26 protein-coding genes and 1 pseudogene are annotated in these 24,504 nt (G+C 43.9%); 10 read left to right on the forward strand and 17 right to left on the reverse strand.

What is annotated here, in order from left to right:
- Positions 1-252: 252 nt before the first annotated feature.
- Positions 253-2,484, forward strand: a complete 2,232-nt coding sequence (locus tag AB6D80_RS03080) for a hypothetical protein (RefSeq protein WP_372187750.1) — start codon at positions 253-255, stop codon at positions 2,482-2,484.
- 53 nt (positions 2,485-2,537) lie between these two features.
- Here AB6D80_RS03080 and AB6D80_RS03085 read toward each other — a convergent pair whose 3' ends face one another.
- From AB6D80_RS03085 to ulaR, 3 genes are all read right to left on the reverse strand, one after another.
- Entirely contained in the window at positions 2,538-2,780 is a 243-nt protein-coding gene (locus tag AB6D80_RS03085) for a hypothetical protein (protein ID WP_009845904.1), read from the reverse strand.
- A gap of 68 nt (positions 2,781-2,848) precedes the next feature.
- Positions 2,849-3,916, reverse strand: coding sequence for an L-ascorbate 6-phosphate lactonase (ulaG, locus tag AB6D80_RS03090; RefSeq protein ID WP_269335177.1), 1,068 nt, complete (start codon positions 3,914-3,916; stop codon positions 2,849-2,851).
- A gap of 119 nt (positions 3,917-4,035) precedes the next feature.
- A complete protein-coding gene (gene ulaR, locus AB6D80_RS03095; protein ID WP_017096290.1) occupies positions 4,036-4,791 on the reverse strand; it encodes an HTH-type transcriptional regulator UlaR in 756 nt (251 codons plus the stop codon).
- Between the two features lie 339 nt (positions 4,792-5,130).
- Between ulaR and AB6D80_RS03100 the strand changes: the two genes are divergently transcribed.
- From AB6D80_RS03100 to AB6D80_RS03125, 6 genes are all read left to right on the forward strand, one after another.
- Positions 5,131-6,954 carry a PTS ascorbate-specific subunit IIBC gene (locus AB6D80_RS03100; RefSeq protein WP_371701180.1) on the forward strand — a complete coding sequence of 608 codons (1,824 nt, stop codon included), beginning with the start codon at positions 5,131-5,133 and terminating at the stop codon, positions 6,952-6,954.
- Between the two features lie 66 nt (positions 6,955-7,020).
- Positions 7,021-7,488 carry a PTS sugar transporter subunit IIA gene (locus AB6D80_RS03105; protein WP_009845900.1) on the forward strand — a complete coding sequence of 156 codons (468 nt, stop codon included), beginning with the start codon at positions 7,021-7,023 and terminating at the stop codon, positions 7,486-7,488.
- 16 nt (positions 7,489-7,504) lie between these two features.
- On the forward strand, positions 7,505-8,197 hold the full coding sequence (locus tag AB6D80_RS03110) for an L-ribulose-5-phosphate 4-epimerase (protein ID WP_029222802.1): 693 nt from the start codon (positions 7,505-7,507) through the stop codon (positions 8,195-8,197).
- Between the two features lie 111 nt (positions 8,198-8,308).
- Positions 8,309-9,130: a pyridoxal phosphatase gene (locus AB6D80_RS03115; protein WP_372187751.1), complete on the forward strand. Its 822-nt coding sequence runs from the start codon at positions 8,309-8,311 to the stop codon at positions 9,128-9,130.
- A 4-nt stretch (positions 9,131-9,134) separates the two neighbouring features.
- Complete coding sequence (locus AB6D80_RS03120) at positions 9,135-9,782, forward strand: 3-keto-L-gulonate-6-phosphate decarboxylase UlaD (RefSeq protein ID WP_054541612.1); 648 nt, start codon at positions 9,135-9,137, stop codon at positions 9,780-9,782.
- 8 nt (positions 9,783-9,790) lie between these two features.
- Entirely contained in the window at positions 9,791-10,672 is an 882-nt protein-coding gene (locus AB6D80_RS03125) for an L-ribulose-5-phosphate 3-epimerase (RefSeq protein ID WP_371701176.1), read from the forward strand.
- Positions 10,673-10,838: 166 nt separating this feature from the next.
- Here AB6D80_RS03125 and AB6D80_RS03130 read toward each other — a convergent pair whose 3' ends face one another.
- On the reverse strand, positions 10,839-11,048 hold the full coding sequence (locus tag AB6D80_RS03130) for a hypothetical protein (protein ID WP_009845895.1): 210 nt from the start codon (positions 11,046-11,048) through the stop codon (positions 10,839-10,841).
- Positions 11,049-11,294: 246 nt separating this feature from the next.
- Between AB6D80_RS03130 and AB6D80_RS03135 the strand changes: the two genes are divergently transcribed.
- The 3 genes and pseudogenes from AB6D80_RS03135 (at position 11,295) to AB6D80_RS03145 (ending at position 12,508) form a co-directional block, all read left to right on the forward strand.
- Entirely contained in the window at positions 11,295-11,924 is a 630-nt protein-coding gene (locus AB6D80_RS03135; protein WP_371701174.1) for an HAD family hydrolase, read from the forward strand.
- 4 nt (positions 11,925-11,928) lie between these two features.
- Positions 11,929-12,123: pseudogene (locus AB6D80_RS03140) on the forward strand (ribulose phosphate epimerase); the annotation flags it as partial.
- 247 nt (positions 12,124-12,370) lie between these two features.
- On the forward strand, positions 12,371-12,508 hold the full coding sequence (locus tag AB6D80_RS03145) for a hypothetical protein (RefSeq protein ID WP_012600138.1): 138 nt from the start codon (positions 12,371-12,373) through the stop codon (positions 12,506-12,508).
- A 211-nt stretch (positions 12,509-12,719) separates the two neighbouring features.
- Here AB6D80_RS03145 and AB6D80_RS03150 read toward each other — a convergent pair whose 3' ends face one another.
- The 13 genes from AB6D80_RS03150 to yiaK all read right to left on the reverse strand — a co-directional run bounded on the left by AB6D80_RS03150 (position 12,720) and on the right by yiaK (position 24,147).
- Positions 12,720-13,919 carry a sugar MFS transporter gene (locus tag AB6D80_RS03150; protein ID WP_371701173.1) on the reverse strand — a complete coding sequence of 400 codons (1,200 nt, stop codon included), beginning with the start codon at positions 13,917-13,919 and terminating at the stop codon, positions 12,720-12,722.
- Positions 13,920-14,008: 89 nt separating this feature from the next.
- Positions 14,009-14,332 (reverse strand): hypothetical protein, encoded by a 324-nt coding sequence (locus AB6D80_RS03155; protein ID WP_102382788.1) that lies wholly within the window; start codon positions 14,330-14,332, stop codon positions 14,009-14,011.
- 10 nt (positions 14,333-14,342) lie between these two features.
- Positions 14,343-15,212, reverse strand: coding sequence for an L-ribulose-5-phosphate 3-epimerase (locus AB6D80_RS03160; protein WP_017072595.1), 870 nt, complete (start codon positions 15,210-15,212; stop codon positions 14,343-14,345).
- Positions 15,213-15,221: 9 nt separating this feature from the next.
- Positions 15,222-15,980, reverse strand: coding sequence for an IclR family transcriptional regulator (locus AB6D80_RS03165; RefSeq protein ID WP_371701172.1), 759 nt, complete (start codon positions 15,978-15,980; stop codon positions 15,222-15,224).
- Positions 15,981-15,987: 7 nt separating this feature from the next.
- Positions 15,988-16,653, reverse strand: a complete 666-nt coding sequence (locus AB6D80_RS03170; RefSeq protein ID WP_371701170.1) for a 3-keto-L-gulonate-6-phosphate decarboxylase UlaD — start codon at positions 16,651-16,653, stop codon at positions 15,988-15,990.
- Entirely contained in the window at positions 16,646-18,139 is a 1,494-nt protein-coding gene (locus AB6D80_RS03175; protein ID WP_371701168.1) for an FGGY-family carbohydrate kinase, read from the reverse strand. Before AB6D80_RS03175 ends, AB6D80_RS03170 begins: the two co-directional genes overlap by 8 nt.
- Positions 18,139-18,627 (reverse strand): YhcH/YjgK/YiaL family protein, encoded by a 489-nt coding sequence (locus AB6D80_RS03180; RefSeq protein WP_017096281.1) that lies wholly within the window; start codon positions 18,625-18,627, stop codon positions 18,139-18,141. Before AB6D80_RS03180 ends, AB6D80_RS03175 begins: the two co-directional genes overlap by 1 nt.
- 48 nt (positions 18,628-18,675) lie before the next feature.
- Complete coding sequence (locus AB6D80_RS03185) at positions 18,676-19,539, reverse strand: Cof-type HAD-IIB family hydrolase (protein WP_269335158.1); 864 nt, start codon at positions 19,537-19,539, stop codon at positions 18,676-18,678.
- A 10-nt stretch (positions 19,540-19,549) separates the two neighbouring features.
- Positions 19,550-20,260, reverse strand: coding sequence for an L-ribulose-5-phosphate 4-epimerase (locus AB6D80_RS03190; RefSeq protein ID WP_017108909.1), 711 nt, complete (start codon positions 20,258-20,260; stop codon positions 19,550-19,552).
- A 96-nt stretch (positions 20,261-20,356) separates the two neighbouring features.
- A complete protein-coding gene (locus AB6D80_RS03195) occupies positions 20,357-21,331 on the reverse strand; it encodes a DctP family TRAP transporter solute-binding subunit (protein ID WP_012600146.1) in 975 nt (324 codons plus the stop codon).
- Between the two features lie 21 nt (positions 21,332-21,352).
- Positions 21,353-22,633 carry a TRAP transporter large permease subunit gene (locus AB6D80_RS03200; protein ID WP_009845881.1) on the reverse strand — a complete coding sequence of 427 codons (1,281 nt, stop codon included), beginning with the start codon at positions 22,631-22,633 and terminating at the stop codon, positions 21,353-21,355.
- On the reverse strand, positions 22,633-23,121 hold the full coding sequence (locus tag AB6D80_RS03205) for a TRAP transporter small permease (RefSeq protein ID WP_012600147.1): 489 nt from the start codon (positions 23,119-23,121) through the stop codon (positions 22,633-22,635). The genes AB6D80_RS03200 and AB6D80_RS03205 overlap by 1 nt, the downstream gene beginning before the upstream one ends.
- A gap of 24 nt (positions 23,122-23,145) precedes the next feature.
- Positions 23,146-24,147: a 3-dehydro-L-gulonate 2-dehydrogenase gene (yiaK, locus tag AB6D80_RS03210; RefSeq protein ID WP_009845879.1), complete on the reverse strand. Its 1,002-nt coding sequence runs from the start codon at positions 24,145-24,147 to the stop codon at positions 23,146-23,148.
- Positions 24,148-24,504 lie beyond the last annotated feature (357 nt).

Below are 24,504 nucleotides of genomic sequence, written 5' to 3' on the forward strand. Positions count from 1 at the left end.
ACCTCAAAATTAGGTCGTATTTGTATTGAAGCCGTCATTTCCCCCTTAAGCTGGCGGTAGTTTCAGATTGTCTTCATTCGGGCATTCGATGGCACACTTAAATGCTCGTCGAACCGGGTGGCTTAACGCTTGAACTATGAACTTTTCTAGACGATACTTTTTTCGTACATTGTCCCCAAAGTTGATGTTTAATATGTTGATTTTAAACGAAGTATTTTGAGTGGTAATGGTATCGATTAGGACGTTTGAATCATGAAAACTTACATTTCTGGGCTGCTCGCACTTATACCGTCATGTTTAATCGCTGGCTACACTTTTGCTGTTGGTACAGCGGTTGTGCTGCCAGGGCAACATGAAGCTGGTGTTGATCTTTCGGGCTCCCCATTGTCTGCGAATGCCGTCATTGATTGGGAAATTGCGAACAGTGACCTCGTATTTGGCTCTTATGCAGATAAAACCGACAATAAGCGAGCTACGACAATTGGGTATATGTATAACCAAAAATTGGAGCTCAATTCTGGTTGGTTGGAGAACGACCTTCGTAATAACGCAGAGTTGCATGGCGTTAATTTTGAAGACTTCTTTCTCCATTTTTCTGAAGATACAGTGCTCGCAGAAGTCGATAACACCCACGGTGAAAATACTCTCTTAAGTGGAAAGCCTATGATCTTGGGCTATACAGCCAGTGAAGACCATGCTGGCTTTTGGCTGTATCAAGAGCCTCCGTGGGATGCTGATGTGTTTGAGAATTTCGAACTGGGCGGGGCTTTGTATGTCTATCATGCTGAACAGTTCGAACGTCTGACCTTTAAGTTCTCACAGTTTGCTGTCAGCGGCGAATTCTGGATTGAATACCCAACAGCTATTGACTCTCACGGAAGGGTTTCACAGTGGGAAAGGCTCGATGTAAAGAAAGACAAAACGCTCAATATGACCAGAAACCAATCGGTGATTTGGAACCTTCCGGGTAACTGGGTAAGAGCCACAAATCATGATGGCAGTGGGGTGAGTTATGGTGGCGGCCAGTATTTTGGTTCAACCTTTTTGAGAGAGGGTGGCCGTTTATACGTTGTGAGAGTTCGTTGGCAAAGTGAGAATGCAGACGACAGGCCGCGGTTAAAAGAAGTAAAACTCAAAAACAGCTTTCCAACCGTTAAGTTAACCGACGCTCCGACCACAACTCCGGATGGCAATGCTATCAGCCAATGGCGAAAAATTCGTGGCTTTGACGTGTCTGCAGACCTGAATGGCGATAACTACTTGTCGCCAAGCGAGTATCGAAATCGAACCAATAAGAATGCGACAGCGCGTTTTCGTTGGGAATCAAGAGTGGTGCCATTTGGTCGAATGTGGAGCACGAATTCATCTTGGTCGTTAACGAACGTCGCAAACGCGGATTATTTATCGGCCATTCATCGCTACTACAAGCAAAGCTGGGTAATCCAAGGTTTGAATGGTGCATACAACGACGACACAAATAAACTCATTGGCTCGAACCAGTTCTATGTCCATTCTGGCGGACATGTTCAAGAGTTAGGATCTGTTGCGGGTTCAAATCAAGCGGATGCTCTCTACACGCAACAATTTTCAGCGTTTCTCAAAAATCTATCTGCTTTAGAAAGTGATGCGTCTATTGGGTTGAACATTGGTACGGCGAACTTGCTGGGTCGAAATGGGCAGTCTCATCTTAGCGAAGCCGGGTCTTTGTATCTGAGAGAGCATTACATTTTTCCGTCTACTGGATTTAGTGGTTACTCGGGGATCTCTAAATTCTGGGATAATTCTGCGCTCGCCTACAATGGACAAAGAGTTATTTTTCAGGCGACAACGCGTTACGGGCGAGTCCAGTATCTTGGAAATAGTGAAGAGAATTGGAAGAAAGACCAATACTCGACCCTAGCGATTTACCACCTCAATCGACATGCTCAACACAGCTATTTTAATCAGTGGAACAATAGTTACGTCTATGGGAGTGATAACACGACTGCAGACACTTTCTGGCAAAGTGGTGTCCCTAAAAATATCGCTTATCAACCAAGTTCGTTATTAGCCGTTGATTTGGGAGAGCCGAGTCATCAGGTCCTACAGGGATTTGAGCCAATTCCTTTGATGCTGTCGACAACGACACCTCAACCCGCAGACTACACCATCGTTGGTGATTCATCGATGAGTGAAGTGGTGCATGCTGATCTGCCTAATGGTATGACTCACGTTCTACCTACGTTCACGTACTTTATGTATCAATCTAAAAATCAGGTGGTCTCTGGTGGCCCTGAAGATATGGTGTTAGCGAGAGAGTTCAGCAATGGTCGTGTGTTGTATCGCACGGATTTCCACGGTAAGAATTCGAGCTTATATGAGGCAGAGAAGCTGATGATTGTATTGGACGTGCCGATGAAGCCTGTCGATGAAAACGGCAACATCGGAGAGTATGTGACTGAAATTCATATTGGCGGTTATGAAGGGCTGTTCTTGCTTTATTAGAATTATTTAGATAGACGAAGGGGATCATTTGATAGAGCAGGAGGCAGAAGGCTCTAGAAATTTTGCATATCGACTGATTGATGACTGAAGCCAATTGATTTTGCCGCATTTAGTAGAGCTTGTTGGGTCTTGAATACCCTTGGTTTCAGCTTTCGGTCGGACTCTAAGAAACTATTTATTCCCCATTTGCTGCTTAGAACCATCAAGTAATAGCCATCATTGTTTGGAGAGTTTACGGCAATTGCTGATTCTAAATCGCCACGTTTGAAATGCTCCTTAAATTCGCGTAATACCATTTCAATATCCTTATTCGATGATTAAAAAAGGGAGCGAATCGCTCCCTAATTAATGTTGGTACTAATGATTACAAGAATGCGCGGTATGGCAGTTCTGGGTCATTTTTAAAGATATCTGCAAAACCACGGAAGTGTTGGTAGTGCATGCGACCTTTATCTGTAGGGTAAGTGTATCGGCCACCGACTTGCCAGAAGAAAGGTGCGAAGCCGTATTGCAGACGTTCTTTCTTCATGTTCCACAGCATTTCAATTTCACGTGGGTCATTTTGGAAGTTAGCCCAGATATCGTGGTGGAAAGGAACAACGACTTCACAATCCAAAGATTCAGCGGCACGTAAAATGTCTGAAGACGTCATTTTGTCAGTTACGCCACGTGGATTTTCACCGTAAGAAAGCAGTGCAACGTCGATCTTGTGGTCATTACCGTGCTTAGCGTAGTAGTTTGAGTAGTGAGAATCACCAGAGTGGTAAACTGAACCGCCTGTCGTTTCTACTAGGTAGTTCACTGCACGATCGTCCATGCCACCTAAGATATCAGTGTCTAAAGAAGAAGTGCCTTCAGGAAGTGTCACTAGAGCAGTACGGTCGAATGCATCAAGAACCTTAATATTGACGTCTTTGATCTTAATCTCGTCGCCAACTTTCGCGATAACACAACGATCTTCTGGCACACCCCATTTCATCCATAAATCAACACACGCTTTAGGACCAATGAATTTAACGTGCTCGCCACAGTTTTGTAGAACGGCTGCAGCAACGTTGATGTCAATGTGGTCGCCGTGATCATGAGATGCCATAACCGCATCGATCTCTTTAATAGCGAAAGGGTCCAATGGGAAGATTGCAGTACGTAGGTTTGGCTGAAGTGCTTCAACACCGCCCATACGCATCATTTGGTGCTGTTTTTTCATTTTTTGAACAGCTTGTGTTTTTTTACCAGTACCACACCAGAAGTCCATTGATAGGTTTGCACCACCTTCTGATTTTAGCCAAATACCTGTACAGCCAAGCCACCACATAGAAAATGTATTTGGTTGCACGACGGTTTGCTCGATCTCTTCATTTAACCATGTGCCCCACTCAGGGAATGTATTTAGGATCCAAGACTCGCGAGTGATTTCGTTTACGTTGCTCATGATAATACCTTTTATTTCAATAATTTGATTAATTTTGGATGTAGGGAGCCGAGCGCCTTAATTTTGATTAAGGCACTGAGCTAAATTTATTATTATTGGTGGGCTAGTTAGCCTTCGATTTAAACTAGGATGACTTGCGTCCCTTGAGCTTCAATCCGCTTGACGACTTCGGGGTTGGCATCTTTACCAGTGATGACGATGTCTATTTGCTTGGTGCTGCAAAAGAGCATTCCGGTACGTTGTCCAACCTTTGAACTGTCGACAACAACAACGAGTTTATCGATCTGTTCAAGCATTTGCTGCTCTGCTACAGCAGTTAACATGTCGGCCTTGTAGAGGCCAGCATCGGTTAAGCCTTTACCAGAGGTAAACATCCAGTTTCCGGCATAGCCTCCCAGCGAATTGGGCGCGGGATTTAAAAAGATGTTCTGCGCTTTGTTGTATTGACCGCCAATGATGATGACATCGTCATGATCTTCGTTGATCAAGTAGCTTGCGAGTGGGAAGTAGTTCGTTACGATCTGTACATCTTCCCCACATAACTGTTGTCCAAGTAGGAACGCAGTAGAACCACAGTTGATCACAACTGTATCTCCAGCCTCGCAAAGTCCTGCTGCTGCTTGCGCAATCTCTGCTTTCTCTTCATAGAACTCAGTGCTGTTGATATTGAGTGGTGACCACTTTCTCTTCTGATTCTCTACTCGCTCAGCGCCATTTCGAACTTTTCTAAGTCGGCCAACTTCATCTAATTTAGCGATGTCACGTCTTGCAGTAGCAGGTGAAACACTAAATTTATCAATAATATGTGAGACGTTTATTGTCTGCATATCTTCTAATAGCGACACGATGCCGTTATGTCTTTGTACTTCATTCATATTTATCACTCTTTATGTCGTTGTGACAATTTTATGATTACTTTTGATTTGTTTTGATTCTAATAATCACCATCATGATTGTCAAACTACATTGCTATAAAAACTAGATCTTAATCACAATGATTTATAAGTTATTGATTTTATTTGATTTGTTGTTTTTTGGTGTGATCCGAAGCTCAATTAGGCACATTCTGGGTGTGGTTAATTGATATAAATCAAAGTAATCACAAGTGAGCATTGAATGATTACTTTTGATTGGTAAAGTCTAATTCGTGAGCAAAAATAGACATCATCACATCCTACATACCATTAAAATTAAAATTAATCAGGGGTAAAGATATGGAATTCTTATACGATATTTTCTATATTTTTTACAGTCAGGTAATGACCAAAGCACCTTTGCTACTCGGTCTTGTTACTTGTCTGGGTTACATTCTACTCAAGCGTGACGCAACAACTATTATCTCCGGCTCTATCAAAACCATCGTTGGTTTCATGATAGTGCAGGTAGGTGCAGGAACATTGGTAGCGGGTTTCAAACCAGTGATTCTGAAAATGAGTGAGATTCATGGATTGACGGGGTCAGTGATAGATCCGTACACAACCATGATGTCTACCATGGAGACCATGGGAGACAATTATTCTTGGGTTGGATATGCCGTATTACTGGCACTTGGTCTCAATATTCTTCTTGTTGCCTTCCGCCGCATCACGGGCATCAGAACCATCATGCTTACGGGACATATCATGTTCCAACAAGCTGGCCTCATTGCTGTTTTCTACTTCGTGCTTGGTGCAGGTATGTGGGAAACCATCATCTATTCAGCAATATTGATGGCGTTGTACTGGGGTATCTCGTCTAACATCATGTTCAAGCCTACCCAAGAGGTTACTGGCGGGGCGGGTTTCTCTATTGGTCACCAACAACAGTTTGCGTCATGGGTAGCGACAAAGGTTGCTCCTAAGCTTGGCGACAAAAATGACAGCGTTGACCACATCAAACTGCCTAAATGGTTACACATTTTCCACGACAGTATCGCAGCGACAACGCTAGTCATGACTGCTTTCTTCGGCATTATTCTTCTTTCATTTGGTCTTGATAACCTTCAAGACATGGCAGGAAAAACACACTGGTTTATCTATATTTTCGAAACTGGGTTGAAATTCGCAGTGGCTATTCAAGTTATCGTCACCGGCGTCCGTATGTTCGTAGCGGAATTGTCTGAGGCATTTAATGGTATTTCTCAACGCCTTATTCCTAACGCTGTGTTAGCAATCGATTGTGCGGCTATCTACGCATACTCTCCAAATGCAATGGTGTTCGGTTTCATGTGGGGCGCTGTTGGTCAATTCACAGCCGTTCTTGCAATGTTAGCCTTTGATTCTCCTATCATGATCATTCCTGGCTTTATCCCAATGTTCTTCTCGAACGCGACGATTGGTGTGTTTGCGAACCACTTCGGTGGTTGGAAAGCGGTAATGAAGATCTGTTTCGTGATGGGCATCATCGAGGTGGTTGGTTCTGCTTGGGCAATTCATATCTTTGCTCAATCGGGAGCAGAGTTTAATGGCTGGATGGGTATGGCTGACTGGGCTCTCGTCTTCCCACCTATCATGCAAGGTATTTCGAGCACTAACATGTTCTTCTTCGGGATTTTGGCTTTAGCTGGTGTCTACATGTACTTCGCTTCTAAACAACTACGAGCTGAAGAAGACGCAGAAGCTGCCGCTGAAACAATGACCGCAGTAACACCTGAGGGCATTGAGGTTGAAGTCGCAGTACCACAACAATCAACAGCAACTGCTCAATCTCTATCAGCTCCTACAACGTCAGAAATTCGCGTCTCACCAGCAGCTGAACAGAAACCGGTTCGTGTCTTAGTGTGCTGTGGTTCAGGGCAAGGTTCTTCAATGATGTGCTCTAAGAAAATCAAAGAGTACTTGGACAAGAAAGGCATTCCTAGTTCGACCTTTAACAGCGCTATCACTGATTACAAATCGCACCTTGGTTCATTCGACATCATCGTTACTTCGGTTGCGCTTGCAGCGAAGATTACGGGTCTGCCGGAAGGTAAGCAACAGTTAGCGGTTAAGAACATGATTATGGTGAAAACTTTCGGCGACGAGCTTGTTTCCATCATCGAGAACAACTTCCACAAATAATGATAAACGGCTCAGTGGTATCGCACTGCTGAGCCAATAAAAATAATTATATAAGTGAGCAATAACATGAACTTAAAAGAATCTCTTATCAAGAATAACTCTATCCTACTGAACGCAAAAGCAACTGACTGGAAAGCGGCGATCAAGCTAGGTACTGATGCATTGGTTAAAGCCGGTGTTGCTGAAGAGCGTTACTACGACGCGATTACCAAAGCGATTGGTGAAGAAGGCCCTTATATCTGTATTCACGATGCGTTCGCTCTGCCTCATTGCCGCCCTGAAGATGGTGTGATTCGTACCGGGTTTGCGTTAACCGTGCTTGAAACGCCCATTACGTTTGAAGGTGTTGATGAGCCAGTTGATGTACTGATCACGCTAGCGGGTAAAGATTCAGAAGAACACATCGACGGTACCATGCAAGTGGCGAACTTGATTGAGTTCGATGAAGATTTCTCAAAACTTCGCGCATGCAAAAGCCCAGAAGAAGTGGCGCGTTTAATTGATGCTGCGTTACTGCAAGCGGAAGCTGCGTAAGGAGACAACTATGTCTATATATAGCCAATTGAAACAACGCGTCTTAGAAGCCAATTTGCAGCTTCCGAAGTATGGTTTGGTGACATTCACTTGGGGCAATGTCTCTGAGTTTGACCGTACTAATGGCGTGATAGCGATTAAGCCATCAGGTGTCGAATACTGCGATATGACAGCTGAAGATATGGTGGTCGTCGATCTAGAAGGCAACATTGTTGAAGGGAAACTTAATCCTTCAAGTGATACCGCAACTCATTTAGAGCTTTATAAAGCTTTCCCGGAAGTGAGTGGCATTGTTCACACTCATTCACGCAGTGCCACAATTTGGGCACAAGCTGGTATCGATATTCCAGCCTTGGGTACTACTCATGCTGACTATTTCTACGGTGACATCCCATGTACACGTCGATTGTCTCACTCTGAAATTGCTGAAGAGTATGAGAAAAATACCGGCTTGGTGATCATTGAAGAGTTCAAGCAGCGTCGAATCGATCCAATGGCAGTTCCAAGCGTGATTGTTGCAGGACATGCGCCTTTCTCTTGGGGCAAAGACGCCAACGATGCTGTTCACAACGCGGTGGTATTAGAAGAAGTTTCTGCAATGGCGTTGGCAACGCGCACCTTGAACAGCGGCATCAAAATTCAGCCAGAACTATCCGACAAACACTACTTACGTAAGCACGGTGAAAATGCTTATTACGGCCAACAGTAAATCGGCTTTTTGTTTAAATAAGCCGTTTAAGTAAGCCGTTTAACGAGCTTCGGCTCTAAGTAGTTTCAATATTGATTAGGCCCGACTGCAGGGAATAAGTGAGAGGACTCTATGTATAAAGTGCTGGCGTTAGATCTCGATGGAACCGTGTTAAAGGATGATCACACGATTCATCCAGAACTGAAAAAGGCGATCCAAGAAGCCAAACAAAGTTGTCATGTCGTGATAGTGACTGGTCGACACCACACAGCAGCACGACCTTATTACTACGAATTGGGGTTAGATACGCCAATCATTTGCTGTAACGGCACTTATGTTTATGACTATCAAACTGAAACAGTACTGACTCAAAACGCGATAGATAAAGACAAAGCGCTGACCTTCATCGATATGGCTGATGAGTTTCAGCTCAAAATGGTCATGTACATCACGCATGCCATGACGTACTCACACTACAACCCATTTGCCTACATGTTGGCATTGGAAAGTTGGGCAGAAACGGCACCAGAGCAACATCGCCCTCAAATTTACCAAGTGGAATCATTCATTGAAACGGCTCAGCAAGCCGAACACGTTTGGAAGTTTGTGGTGGAAGGTAGCCAAGACTCAGTAGACCGTTTAATGCAACACCCATGGATAGAAGAGAACTTCAACGGTGAGCGTTCTTGGTCAAATCGAATCGACTTTGCTGCAAAAGGTAACAGTAAGGGCCTACGCCTTGCTGAATACATCGCAGAACTCGGTTATCACGCCGATGACGTCATTGCCGTCGGTGACAACCATAACGATATATCCATGCTCAAGTACGCCGGATTAGGTGTAGCGATGCCCAATGCTGATGACATCGTCAAGTCACACGTCCAACGCGTGTGTTCAACAGATAACAACCATGATGGCTTAGCCCGTCTAATACGCGAACAAATTAAAGGATAACAACATGACTAAACCAATGATTCAGATCGCCCTAGACCAAACAAACCTTCCTGCTGCCATTGAAGTGGCAAACAATGTAGAGAGCTTTGTTGATGTGATTGAAGTGGGCACTATTTTGGCTTTCGCAGAAGGCATGACGGCGGTTTCTACGCTTCGTAAAAACCACCCAGACCATATCCTTGTATGCGACATGAAAACCACCGATGGTGGCGCTATTTTGGCTCGCATGGCATTCGAAGCCGGTGCTGATTGGATTACCGTTTCTGCTGCTGCACACATCGCAACCATTGGTGCATGTAAGAAAGTCGCTGATGAATTTAACGGTGAAATCCAAATCGAAATTTACGGCAATTGGACAATGGACGACGCTAAATCATGGGTAGACTTAGGTATCTCTCAAGCTATCTATCACCGTTCTCGTGACGCTGAATTAGCCGGTGTGGGTTGGACAGAAGAAGATCTTGTGAAGATGCGTGCATTGTCTGAAATGGGCATCGAGCTTTCTATCACAGGTGGCATCGTGCCTGAAGACCTTTACCTATTTGAAGGCATTAAAGCGAAAACCTTTATCGCAGGCCGCGCACTTGCAGGCGATAAAGGTAAAGAGACAGCAGAAGCGCTAAAAGCTCAGATCGACCGTTACTGGAACTAGGAGGCGTTATGTATCAAAACCTGTTACGCCACCGTGTAGGGCTTTATGAAAAGGCCCTACCTAACGAACTCAGCTGGGAAGATAAACTTAAGCAAACCAAAGAACTCGGCTTTGATTTTCTTGAGATATCGGTAGACGAATCAGACGAGCGTCGCAGCCGATTAGATTGGAATGACGAAGAAGTGTATGCCTTGCGTCGTCTTTGTGAAAAGCACGGCGTACCGTTGCAGTCCATGTGTTTAAGCGCGCATCGTAAGTTCCCATTTGGGTCTGCAGATCCGGTGATTCGTGAACAAGCTGTCATCCATATGGAGAAAGCGATCTCGTTGGCTTACAAATTGGGTATTCGTACCATCCAACTGGCTGGGTATGACGTTTACTACGAGCCAGCCGATAAAGTGACTCACCAGAGGTTCATTGAAGGAATGAAGCTTTCGGCGCTGTTGGCGGAAAGATCAGGGGTAATGCTCGCTGTGGAAATCATGGATACCGATTACTTGAACTCTTTGAGTAAGTTCGAAGTGCTGAGTCGCGAAGTCAATTCACCGTATTTCACGGCGTATCCGGATGTGGGCAATATCTCTGGTTGGAATTACGACATAGTGACTGAGCTAAAACTGAGTAAGCCTCGTATCACTCAGATCCACCTCAAAGACACTTATAAAGTGACTGGCGAGTACAAAGGGCAATTTCGAGACTTAGTGATTGGTGATGGTGAAGTTGACTTCAATGCCATTTTTGAAACGTTGAAGGAGACTGAGTGCGTCGTACCACTCGTGATCGAGATGTGGGCTCAAGATGAACGTTGGAAAGAGAACATTCTCACGGCACAAAAACGTTTGAATGATGTTTGTGTGCAAACGGGTGTTCCGAGATTGTTTGACCACTAACTCTACTTAGAATGATTAACTGGTTTCTCTTTGCGTTCTCGATGCTCCTAACGAAAAGAGAAAATGCAGCATATTGCCCCCAATATGCTGCATTTTTATATCAACTCGGCACTTTAAGCCATTTAAAGCAGCAGAAATGATGTCAATTTCGCAATAGCTACAGTGTTTAAACAGCGATCGTCACATGATCACGGCCCACTTCAGCCATCTGAATCAGGTAGTCCGTGTGGTATTTCTTCTTGATGACGATTTGGCTACCGATTTCAGCAACAATCTTTACCACTTCCAACGCATCAGAAGGATGCAATGAAGAGTCTTTTGAAATTTCGATATTAACGCCTAAATTTGCTAATTTGATGATGTCGCTAGAATGCATGGTCGTGTCCAAGGTATTTGATTTTCGTGGACTATATCATCTTCAATTTATGCAACTCTACTTGGTTTAAGTAAAAATGGGTGAGATGTGCTCAAAATATGATTTCAATAGTAAAACAACGGCTTTTATTGCATCAATTCGTTTAATTGTCGGATTGTTGAATAAGATCATATTAAGACGATCATGAATAGGTTTTATGTATGGTGATTAGTAGTATGAGTCTCAAAACAATATGAGAGATTGACGATGCCAAAGTTAGATAAATATAAAGGAATTATTTTTGATCTCGATGGGACTCTGGTCAATTCTATGGTGGCACACGCTCATGCATGGCAACAAACTTGTCAGAAGTTTGGTATTCCCTACGACAAAGAGTGGCTCGATCAACTTGGTGGGATGCCATCGCGAAAAGTGACTCAAGAGATCCTTAAGCGTTACGATCTAACTCTTGATGCTCAACAAATTACTTCGGACAAAATCGCTAACTTTGAGGCTATTGAGCACAAAGGGGATGTTATTCCAGAGACATACGCACTCTTACAGCAACAGTATCAGTTGAAAAAGATAGGCATCGGAACTGGTGCTCAAGCCAAGCATGCAAGGGCGATTTTAAAGACGACCGATATCCCATCAATGATACGTACGATTGTGACTTCAGATGACGTAGAGAATCACAAACCTAACCCGGATACTTTTCTGAAAGTCGCTAGCCAGTTAGAGCTTGAACCGAGCGATTGTGTGGTGTTTGAAGATACGATTATAGGCCAGCACGCAGCGACATCGGCAGGCATGGATTGCTACATGGTTGAAAACGGGCAGATAACTAAATTTGTTCCAGCGAATGGTTTGGAAGTGGGTAGCGGACCTGAGCTCTGAAACTAAGCTGCGTTCAATCAGATCGCGCATTAATGAATCAGGCCGAAATATTCGTTTAGAAGTCGACGGTGGTGTGAAAGTTAACTACATAAAAGAGATTGCTGAAGCGGGTGCCGATATGTTCGTTGCGGGCTCTGCTATTTTTGATAGTGAAGATTATCAACAAGCTATCGATTCAATGCGAGCTGAGTTAGCTTAATTGAATTAAGTAGTGTATCTACTGATGTATAAAGGCTCGAAGTATTCTGTAGACCAGGCTTCGAGCTTTTTTGTATCTAATAGATGTTGATTTAATGGAAAACTACGTGGAGTCAGGGGAGGTTGCGTTGTTGGAGTTCTTTTCAGTTATAGCTTTTTTGTTGTGTAATAAAACTACAGTTAATATTGACTTTGGTCACATAACGGCGCAAAATTGACCTAAGATCACATAACGATGAGAACACAGTATGAACGCTACAGTAATCACGAATGAAAACAACGTATCACTAGCAAAACCTTCAGTAATGAATGAAGTTCTATTTTTTGCTAAGTCTACCGTTATCATGGGTGCAATTATCCTACTTGTTGCTTCTGCTTGGGTTTAATTTCTAAAATAACCCGCGTTAAGTGTGATCAGTGGTGGTGATTAGCCACTCACTGATTCAAACTAACGTCAGAAGCACCAAATTCATTTCCTTATCTTTCTCCAGTTCACTTTCTCTATCTTCTAGGCCAATCAGGCTGACTTTTTAGTCATCGACTTAGTTACTGAATCAAGTGATTGACTAAACCAAGTTACCTATCTAAACCAACAGTTTAAACACGGTGTTTTAAACTAGACCAGTACAAAACTATCATTAATACATACGCTAATGCGGGCGCAATATAACTCGTACTCAGCGAAAGCTCATCAATCAAACTCGCCTGTACGAATGGTAAAACAACCCCTCCAATTGAACACATAATGAGAATTGCTGCTCCTTGTGAGTTTTGCTTACCTGATGCATGTAGCGCTTGTGCGTAAATGATAGGGTAGAGCGCAGAATTACATAGCCCTACGACAAGCATCAAATAGCCAATCCAAACATAATTTTGATAGACCGCAACGGCACTAATCAAAGCGGCAATAACGCAAGACAGTGAGAAGAGATAGTGCTTGTTTACAGTGTTTCCAAACTTGGCGAATAACACTCTTCCAACAAACATTAATACCCAATAAAGAGCGATGATCTGTGTTGCGAAGACCAAACCAAGGTCGCCATATTGCTGGTCGGCAAGATACGCAATAGTAAAAGTACCAAAACTGACCTCTACACCGATGTACAGCAACAGTACCAACGCTAACTTCATAAACTGCTGATTTTTAATTAGAAGCTTTAACCCTCGCCAAAAGCCAGTCATCTGTTTTGGTTTGATATCTGGAAGCGTCATTTTGCTAAAAAATACCAGTAAGCCGAAAAAGAACAGGGCGATGAATAAGAACAGATACGAAACTTGATGGGCGGTGTTGTCGACGTTAAAACTTGTAGCCACGAGAATGACAGCGGTAAGCACTAGCGGACCAAGCACAGTGCCAACAGAGTTCGATGCCGTTGCCACACTTTGACGTATAACACTCTTATCGGGTGTCGAGAGTAGTGATACGTAAGGTGAACTCACAACTTGAATTGCTGATACACCTGAGGCCATCAATAAGATCCCGATGAGTGTTGGAACAAGCTCTTCTCCTCGTACTAAATATGCCATGGCTAGACAGCCCAGAAGGCACCATATCAAGCAGAACTTCAGCGTAGTTCTATAGCCAATTTTTGCCATGACAAATGACGTTGGAAGCGACACCGTAATTCGGGTGATAAAAAAGGCCATGGGAAATAGCATCGCCATTTTATAATCGAGAGAGAAAGCTTCTTTGTAATGTGGAATTAGCGAATTACTTGAAACGGTAATTAAACCCCAGATAAAAAAGATCAGAGACAGTAAGACCAGTGGGGCATCTTTTAACGGGAATACTCTCATAGTGATTCCTTATTGATAGCGATAAAAAAAGCAGAAGATGATCTTCTGCTTTTCGATTGAGACTTTACGGTGTATTGCCTATTAAGCTGTTAATCACGAACAAAATTGATGTGATGAACATGAATGTTGTATTTCTCAATAATCACTTTGGTCGCATGCATACTTTTGATTCGTTGCTCAGAATCTAAAGCAGCAGCCATTGCTGACTCGTTCTCGTAACTGTGTTGCATCATAAGCAGTAGGTTTTTATGGCTTTCAGCTTCAATTGCTTCAGGCTTGTTGAGCGTTAGCCCTTGGTTATTCGGAAATGTGCGAATAATAGGCGCGACTTCGTTTTCCATGTATTGGTAGAAGTCTTGTTTTTGATCTTCAGTTAAATCAGCTTCGAAAAAAGCAGTGCGGAAAATAGTCATGGTCGTTTCCTTACAGTTCAAAGCCAGATTGGTTAGCGATAGATTTCAACGTTGCTTTTGCTTGTTTGATATCGTCTAACCAGTTGTCATTTTGAGCCCACATTTCAATCACTAATGGTGCGCTGTAATCAATTTCAGCGAGTGTTTTGAAAATAGCTGGGAAGTCGACTTGGCCTTCGCCTATAACAAGATCTCGGAACTGGCCTTTGCAGGTTTCTGAAACTCGCAGTGTATCTTTTAGGTGCACTTGTACTAGGTGATCACGGCTTAGCTTTAGTTCGGTACACACGTCGTAGTTCCAACCAGAAATATTACCGACATCTGGGTAAGCCATAAAGTAAGGTGACGGGATTTCACGTTTAAGAACTTCAAACTTGCTTAACGAGTTGAGGTACGGAGTATCCATAATCTCAACACCTAGCATGATACCTGCGCGTTCTGCCATTTTGGTGGCTTGCTGCATGCCTTCAATGAAGCGAGCGTGAGTTTCAGCCGATTGCGGCTCGTAGTACACATCGTAGCCCGCCATTTGAATACAGCGAATACCAAGCTTGTAAGCCAATGAAATCGCTTTTTCCATGATGATCAGCGATTCAGTGCGAATAGCATCATCCATTGAGCCAAACGGAAACTTACGGTGTGCGCTTAGGCACATTGATTGGAAAGGCATTTGGTGCTTTTCACATAGACGGCGAAGCTCATAAATTTCTTCGTCTGACCAATCTAAACGAGCGCGGCGCTCATCGGTTTCATCTACTGAAATTTCTACAAAGTCGAAGCCAGCTTCTTTGGCGTGAATCAAACGCTCTTCCCATGTAAGGGTGGTTGGCATCGCTTTTTCGTAAATACCTAATCTGAATTTGTTTTTAGAATCAAACATTCTTTTTCCTTAAAAGAGTTGTTGTTCTATACGCGTTGTTATGTCTTGAATTCTGCCAGCGATCTCTTCGTAGCCAAGTGCTTTCATTTTTGGCGTAAGCGAAGAGACGCTAACCGCGTATACAGGAGAATTGTTCTTGTCAAAAATAGGGACAGCAACACAAGAAATACCTGCTTCGTTCTCTTCATCATCGAGCGCATAACCACGGTTCTTAATTTTATCGAGAACACCAAAAAATTGAGACTTGTCGAGAATCGTGTTTTCAGTTAACGGCTTCATTGTGCTGACATTGCGTTTCCAATAGGTTTCTCGAACGCTGTCAGAGCTAAATGCTAAGTAACATTTTCCTGCCGCTGAGCAGTACATTGGAGAATGCAGCCCTACGTAGGTTCGAGTTCTAAAGGAAGAATTAACGGGTTCAAACTTGTCTTTAAAAATGATGTTGTCAGCATCAAAAGAGAGGAAGTTAACCGTTTCATTCACATCGTCGAGTAGCTCAGATAGGTATGGCTTAACGGTGCCAGTGACATCAGAGTTGATAGCAGCGTGTCCAAGCTGAACCAACTTCATTGTTAAGCGATATTCTTTACCTGAACACATTTGAGCAACATAACCAGAGGCTTCAAACGTTGCTAAAATACGATGGACAGATGACTTGTTGAAGCCAGTCCCTTCAGACACTTTTTGTAGCGAAACGCCATTAGGATAATTCCCAAGGAATTCCAATACGGTCAGTGCTTTAGACAACGATTTAATTTGCTCACTCATATATGTGCTACCAGTGTTTACCTATTTCAGTATGGAAGTTTTCTGCGATGTCACGTCCATCGCTACCAGCTAACGCTCGGCCAGCAATAAACGATTTTGCAGACAGATTCTTAAACAAATGCAGATCGTCAGGAACAATACCACCAGTAATGGATAGTTCAATTCCAATATCCGATAATTTCTGCATTTTTATCAAATCTTCTTCGGTCCAGCTCACACCAGCAAGTTCCGCATCACGAGAACGGTGATAAATTGCTTGTTTAATGCCCATGTCGACCCAAGCTTGCGCATCTTCCATTGTCCAGTGTCCATACAGCTCAATTTGCACTTCGCCGTCGAATTCATCCGTTACTTTCTTCGCTGAACGAATAGTTTCGATGTGTGCGGCTGCACTTACTGTTACCCAGTTAGCGCCGGCATCCATCGCAAGACGCGTTAAAATGGCGCTGGCATCGGTGATTTTCATGTCACAGACAATGATGTGATTTGGGTATTTTTCTCGTAGGATTCTTACGCTATCTACGCCGTGGGCGAAGGCTAAGATCGTCCCGATTTCAATCACATCTAACTTATCTGCAACATGCTCTATTGAGGCTAATGCCGTGTCGATATCTGTGGCATCAAGAGCCATTTGTAGCAGTGGTTTAGATGGTTTTAATACAGTGCTAGACATCTATTTCATCCTCAAATTGTTTAAACAACTGCACCAGTCTTTGATAGTGCTTATATTTCTTTTGGTATATATCGTAGTGTTCAGGATTCGGCTCGACACGTGACGTAGAATTAGTGATCGCTTGAGTACATTCTGCTAATGAAGCGAACTCACCTGCGCCGACCATTGCCATCATTGCGGCACCTAATGAGCCGGTTTCATCCACGTCTGATATTTCAACGGTCATGCCGGTAAGGTCAGCCAGCATTTGCATCCATACAGGGCTAGATGCAGGGCCGCCTGTCACTTTTAGTATGTTGGCTTTTGGAAAACGCTGACGCATACGTTCTAGGTGAATGTTGTGGCAGAATAAGATACCTTCCCAAATGGCTTGAATTAGGTGCCCTTTAGTATGGTGCGATTGCAGGCCATAGAAGCCTGACTTTAGGCCAAGCCCTTGGTTAGAACCGTAAAGGAATGGCACAAAGTAGATACTGCTTGATGCCGGATCTAATGTTTCCACTAACGCTTGATTTTGCTGGTGGTTAATCTGGCCATTTTCACCAAGGTAGTCGGCGAACCATTCATAGTTACCCGCAGAAGTCGGGCTCGCTTCGTGAATGATGTATTCGTTATCGACGGCGTAATGGCCGTAAACAAAATTGTGTGATTCTTGAGTCACTTGTTTTGAGATACCAGACGTGACCGCCCATGTGCCCATTACGTAATTCAGAGTATCTTCAGCAGAGTTGATTCCAGAACAGATCGCTGTTGATACCACATCAAATAACCCGCCGAACACCGGCGTACCTATTGCTAGTCCGGTTTCATTGGCAACGGCCGCAGTGATTTTCCCTGCTTGCTGTTGAGGTTTTACAACGGGTGGTAGCGCATCCCAAATTTCTTCGATGCCAAAGGTTTCCAAAAGTGCTTTGTCATACTCACCAGTGATGGAGTTGAAAAAATTACTTTCTGAAATATTGGTCAGTTCTGCTGCGACTTCGCCCGTTAAGCGATATCGAAGGTAGTCGTGAGACATCATCACTGCGCCAATGTTGTTGTATCGTTCGGCATCGTTTTCTTTGATCCAGCGAATAATCGATACAGGGTGACCTGTCCACAGTGTTTGCAGTGTGGTTGGATAGATCTCTTGTGCTTTACCCTGTTCTAGCCACTCTTTAACGATAGGCAGTGAGCGAGAGTCAGAAGACATAATACCGTGGCCGAGGTTTTGTCCCTCTTTATCAAGAAGGTAAACGCCTTTGCCTTGGGCTGAAATGCTCAAGCCTTTAATAGAGGTTGGTTCTACTTTTGTGGTCTCTAAAAGCTGCTTAATGACATCGACAGCGTTACCCCATAGTGCGTTTAGGTCGCGTTCTACCCAACCTTGTTTTTCGTTGATGACGCTCGCCGATACGCGGGCAAGACCTTGTTGTTCACCTTTTGCGTTAAACAACGCGGCTTTCATAAAAGTGCCGCCAGAATCAATTCCAATGTAGTAATTCATTATTTGGCTTCCAGTAAATCGTTGTGAATCTTCACCACCAGTTTTCTTACCGGTTGGCTGTCATCATTTTCAATATTGGTGATATGCACGATATTTGGCGTGAATAAATAAAATTGATTGCGTTTTGCATGAATGAAGCTGAGCTCAACCCCCGGGTATTCGTAAAACTGAAGGTCACGTTCTTGGTTATAAGGTTGTGCGTTGCTGTGTTCGCCAGTGTCTATAGCCCATGCCATCACTTCAGAACCTTCGAGAATGATCTGCAAGTCAGAATGGTATTTATGGACTTCAGGTTGGAAGTTTCCTAGAGGCTCTTTGTCATATTCCAATACAACAAACCATGCTTGTTTTGAATCAAAACCAGGGAGTTCATGGCGACCTAATGCGAGTTTTTCTTGGTCGAGACTGTTCAAGTACTCAAGCACGTTTTGAATAACGACAGGGTACGACTTGCTGATCTGCGTAGGTTGAGTATTTCCGACTAACATAAAAATTCTCTTTAAATATAAACAGCTTAATTAAGCCAATGCTTTAAATTAATGGGCACTAAATAGGTCTTGTAAAAGCGTCGCTAACCCTGTCTTATCATCATTGTTTTTGGGCGTGATTAGGTTGGCTGAGCTTTTTACGGTGTCATCTGCGTTTTGCATTGCGATGCCAAGTCCTGCTGCTTTAAGCATCGAAATGTCATTGTGGTTATCACCAATCGCGACACACTGCTCTAGGCTGATACCGAGCGGCTCAATGTAGCGAGTCAATGCATTACCTTTGCTATTACCTGTTGCTGCGAAATCGACACGATCAATCCAAGATCGTTCGCCGTTGAAGTTCTCTTTCACAAAAGGAATCTCTGCGAATGTGTTTACTTCACCTTCAACGACAAACTTCCACACATACTCTGAAATTTGTGCTTCATGTTGGAAGTCGTCGACCTTTTGAATGTTTGGTCGCTGGCTTTCTGGAAAGGTTTGAGACCACGTCAGTAGCGCTTCCATGTATTCAATAGGGCGTGCTCTCGAGTAGAGCATTGCATCACGCACATACATCACCATCTTCAGATCATGAGCTTGAGATAGGGTGATAAACTCAGCCGCAATTTCTTTGTCGATTGCGTTTTCTTGAATGACCGTATCGTTCTGGTAATCAAAGATGTAAGTGCCATTGCAACAAATTATTGGAGTCGATAAACCAAGCAGATCGTAATAAGGTTTTGCCGCGACATGATGGCGACCCGTAACGATAACCACATGAGTGTGTTGAGCGACTTGCTTGATGGCTTCAACTAACTCTTGGCTAATAGTGTGCTGCGAGTTGAGCACCGTCCCATCGAGATCTAACGCCAATAGCTTGTGCTTATACAATTTATGTTTATAGGACTTATGCGGTGATGACTTATGCATGTGCGAGGCCTTACTTCTGTCCGTAGTATGAGTTCTTGCCGTGTTTACGGTTGTAGTGTTTATCTAGCAGCTCAGGTTGAATCGCTACTTCTGGACTGATAGCGCGAGTGGCTGTTGCCATGGCAGCAATCTCTTCCATTACCACTGCATTGTGCACTGCATCTGAACCATCCTTGCCCCATGTAAATGGTGCGTGGCCTGCGATGATGACACCTGGCATTGCTTGCGGGTCGATATCACGTTGGTTGAATTCTTCGATGATCACCAAGCCTGTGTTTTTCTCGTAATCAGATTCGATCTCAGCTTTTGTTAGCAGGCGAGTACAAGGTACATCACCGTAGAAGTAATCGGCGTGTGTTGTGCCCAGCGCTGGAATGTCTCGGCCGGCTTGTGCCCAAATTGTTGCGTTACGAGAGTGCGTGTGAACGATGCCGCCAATGGTTGGGAAGGCTTTGTAAAGCTCAATGTGCGTAGCCGTGTCGCTTGAAGGGTTCAGCTTGCCTTCAATGCGGTTGCCTTCTAAATCGAGAACAACGATGTCATCTGCCGTCATTACATCGTATTCAACACCTGACGGTTTTATTGCAATCACGCCACGTTCGCGGTCGATCTCAGAGACATTGCCCCAAGTGAAAGTCACTAAGCCATATTTAGGAAGTTGCAAGTTTGCTGCGAACACGCGTTCTTTTAATTCTTGGTATGTTTTTTGTTCTTGAGACATTGTGTTTGCCCATGTTGTATTGAGTGAATGACGAGCGGATTGCCTAGCTAAATTCCCTAGCTAAAAAAGAGGACTAGGCAATCGCACTCAATTACGTTACTTAGCTGCTAGTTTGATCTTGTTGATCATCACATCGCCATTTTTCTCGATGTAAGCGCTCCAAACTGGTTGGATAGCTTGTTGGAAAGCAGCACCATCAACGTCACGGTTTACTTGCATGCCGTTTGCTTCTAGTTGAGCAATCATCTTGTCTTCTTTCTGGATGCTTAGCTCACGTTGCATTGCTACGGCTTCAGCAGAAACTTCTTCGATAATCTTTTGCTCATCTTCAGTTAGCTTGTCGAACTTACGTAGGTTCATTGTTAGAACTAATGGTGAGTAAGCATGTTGTGTAAGGCTTAGGTATTTTTGTACTTCATCAAACTTGAAAGACAGCGTTACAGAAATTGGGTGGTCTTGAGAGTCAACAACGCCTGTTTCAAGTGCAGTATAAAGTTCAGATACTGGAAGCTGTTGCGGGTTAGCACCGAGCTCATTGAACATATCGTTTAGCGCTTTCGAGCCATTCACACGCATTTGTAGGCCTTCAACATCTGAAGGAACACGAATAGGTTTTTCGTTGTTGGTCATGTTGCGGTAACCATTTTCAGGGAAACCAAGACCTTTAAGACCGAATTTTTCAAAGTTCGCTAACACTTCTTTACCCGGCTCGCCGTCCAGTACTTTGTATGCTGTTTGACGATCTGGGAACATGAACGGCAGAGTGAAGGCCGCTGATTCAGGCATTAGGCCGTTGTAGTTGTTCAAGCCAACCATCGCTAAATCGACGATGCCAGCACGTGAACCATCGATCATTTGCTTATCACTGCCCAATTGACCTTGTGGGTAGATGTTTACTTTGATTTCGCCGTTTGAACGAGCTTCTACTTCTTTCTTAAAGAACAAAGATAGGTCTTGTTGCAAATCCGACTCTGGTGCAGCGTGCGCCAGTTTTAGAGTCGTAGCGGCAAAAGCGCTAGAGCTCATTGCGATAGTCGAAGCGAGTAGAGTAAGTTTTAGTAGGGTTTTCATTATTATTTTCTCCGTCGAGGATTAACCAATGACAAACGACATTGGCACAGTGATAATGCTTGGGAAGATGACAAACAGTGTGAGCAGAGCCATGTAAGCCGCGATGAAGGGCAATACACCTTTCACTGCAGTCGACATTGGTACTCTCGCTACACCACACACTACGTTTAGTACGGTGCCTACAGGAGGCGTAATCAAGCCAATTGAACAGTTGATAACGAACAGTAGGCCGAAGTACGTTGGGTCAATCCCAGCCATCTTGATGACAGGCATTAAAAGGGGTACAAGGATTAGAATCGTTGGGCTCAAGTCCATAACCATGCCGACACAAAGTACGAGCAACATAATTACTGCCATTAATAGGCGTGGGCTATCCACCAGTGGACCTAACATTTCTGCGAGTTGTTGAGGAAGCTGAGCAACAGTAATTAACCACGCAGCGACCATTGCACAACCCACCAAGAACATAACCATTGCGGTCGAGCGACCAGCGTTGAGTACGATGTGGTAGAACTTCTTAATAGTGAGTTCTTTATAAACAAACGTTGAGATGAAAATAGCGTAAGTGGCGGCGACTACAGCGGCTTCTGTCGGTGTAAAAATACCAAAGCGAATACCGACAATGATGATGACTGGTAACATCAATGCCCATACGCCATCTTTAAGTGCAGCGCGTTTTTCAGCCTTTGTTGCACGTTCAGACGTTTCTAAGTTTTCTTTACGAACCGTCCAGCGCCACACAAACATCAATGTCATACCCATTAACAGGCCAGGAACGATGCCGCCTAGGAATAGGTTTTTGATCGAGATACCGCCAGCAACACCTACAAGGATCAGAGGGATTGAAGGTGGAATAACGGGTGCGATGATACCGCCTGAAGCAAGTAAGCCCATTGAAGGTGCTTCTGGGTATTTCGCTGCTTTCATCATTGGGTAAAGAATACTGACCAAGGCTGCTGCATCAGCTACAGCTGAGCCAGAGAGACCAGCAAGCAGTACCGAAGTCATGATTGCAACGTAACCTAAGCCACCTTGACGGTGTCCCACGTAAGTGGTTGCTAGGCGAACAATACGCTGCGACAAACCACCCGATGCCATTACTTCACCCGCAATGAGGAAGAATGGAATGGCAAGCAGAGTGAAGCTGTCGACACCATTAATTAAAGACTGCGCAAGAATGTCTGCACTAAAGAAGTCCATGTGAAGCATCAGCGCCATTGAAGACAATAACAGTGCAAACGCAACAGGAAGACCAAGTAAGATTGAGACAATCAATACCGATAAGAAAATGGCTAACGTCATTATTCTTTCTCCTCATCTAAGCTATCTAGCTGCCAGTCGGGCTTGAAGATTCGCATAAAGGCAATCACGCCCATTAACAAACCTGACACCACACCGGCTAAGTAAAATAATGCTGAAGGAAGCCCTGTAAGCTGAGAAATATCTGACCAGTTAGACATCATTTGACGGTATGAACCGACGTAAAGCATGCCGACAGAAATCAGTACTATTACCCAGCAGATACGTCTTAATACGGGTACTGCTTTTGGGAAAAGTCGTTCAGAAAATTCCGCAACAGCGAGGTGTTCACCTCGGCGCAGCACAACGGCAGCACCGAGCATGACAACCCATACAAGACCAAGGCGAGATAGTTCTACAGAGGGACGAAGACCAGAAGAAAAGCCATAACGTAAAACTACGTTAGTAAATACGAGCGCAACCATACAGGTCAGAATGACCGCCATGATGACATCGATACTTTTCCAAATACTCTTTAATACACTTTGCATAACGCTTTCCCTACCTTTGGCTAATTACAGAGACGTAATTTGTTCCCAAATTCCATCGTTAATTTCAATGCCGCCAGCTGCTTCGTGTTTCTTAATGAAGTTTTCAATTTCAGAACCAGCAATCATCACTGAACCCGTTTCTGCAGGCTCTGACTCAAGCACGTAATCGCGGATGCGCTTCATCTCTTGTGCGTAAGTGCTTTGATCCATTGTCTTGCTTAAGTCGATAGCGATAAGGAATTGAGATACACCAAACTCACCACCCATATCTTCAGTCAGCGCTGGTACTGAGTGGCCGCCAGTGATTGCCGTTAGCATCATGTCAAGTACGATTGCCATTGATGAACCTTTCCAGAAACCCATTGGAAGTAGGCGTTTGTTTTCCCACAGTACATGCGGGTCTTTAGTGAGTTCACCTTCGTTGTCAAAGCCACCAACAACAGGTAGTTCTTTGTCAGCAAGCACGAAGTTTTGTAGTTGGCCGTAAGAAAATTGGCTCATTGAACAGTCAACAACCACCGGTGGATCGCCCGCAACCGCCATGATGAGAGGGTTTGAACCAACACGGTGATCTTTACCACCCCATGCTGGCATCACTGCGATTGAGTTGGTTGATGCAATTCCTGCAAAACCTTCGCGAGCCATTTTCAATACGTAAGCACCGCCACGCATCCAGTGGTTAGAATTACGCATACCGACCATGCCAATGCCGTAGTCACGAGCCAATTCCATGGCACGTTCTGCGCAGATAAGACCGTTAAGAACGCCAGGACCGTAGTTACAATCCCATTGCTCGAGTGCACCCATGCTGTTAACGCATTCTGGTTCCGCATTGAGTTTGATTTGACCTTTATCTACTTGGTCAATGAATACAGGAAAACGGTTGATGCCATGTGAGTATGTGCCTTCGTTTGCCATCTCAACAAAACCAGCCGCAAGCTTGGTTGCCATCTCTGGCTTCATGTCGCGAGCCAAAAGGATTCGTTCGTATTCTTGTTGTAGTTTTTCTGTTGATACTAAAGGCATCTGTGTTCTCCGATAAGTTGAATTCCATAATACGGAATCAATTATTGTTTTTATTCCGAAAATATTCTGTGAGCAAAGTTACGAAATATTTCCTTATTAAGTTTTTCTCTAATAACTGTTAACTAGTTAAAAAGTGAAACAAAAAGACTTACCAATTCCGCAATGTGGAACAAATGATGTGATCTATATTGGATTTCAATCAAATATCTGTGGTCAATTGATTGTTGTTTCGTCCTAACTTTGCAAAATGTGGGGATATTAAGGAACAGTAACTTTACGGATCTTGCTTTTACCGTCGTCAAAACTAAAAGGGGCGTCACAACAAATGGCAACTTTGGGGCGCTCTAATTAGGGAAC

Origin of the sequence: Vibrio sp. 10N.247.310.17 (assembly GCF_041466605.1) — a bacterium.
GTDB lineage: Bacteria > Pseudomonadota > Gammaproteobacteria > Enterobacterales > Vibrionaceae > Vibrio > Vibrio tasmaniensis_A.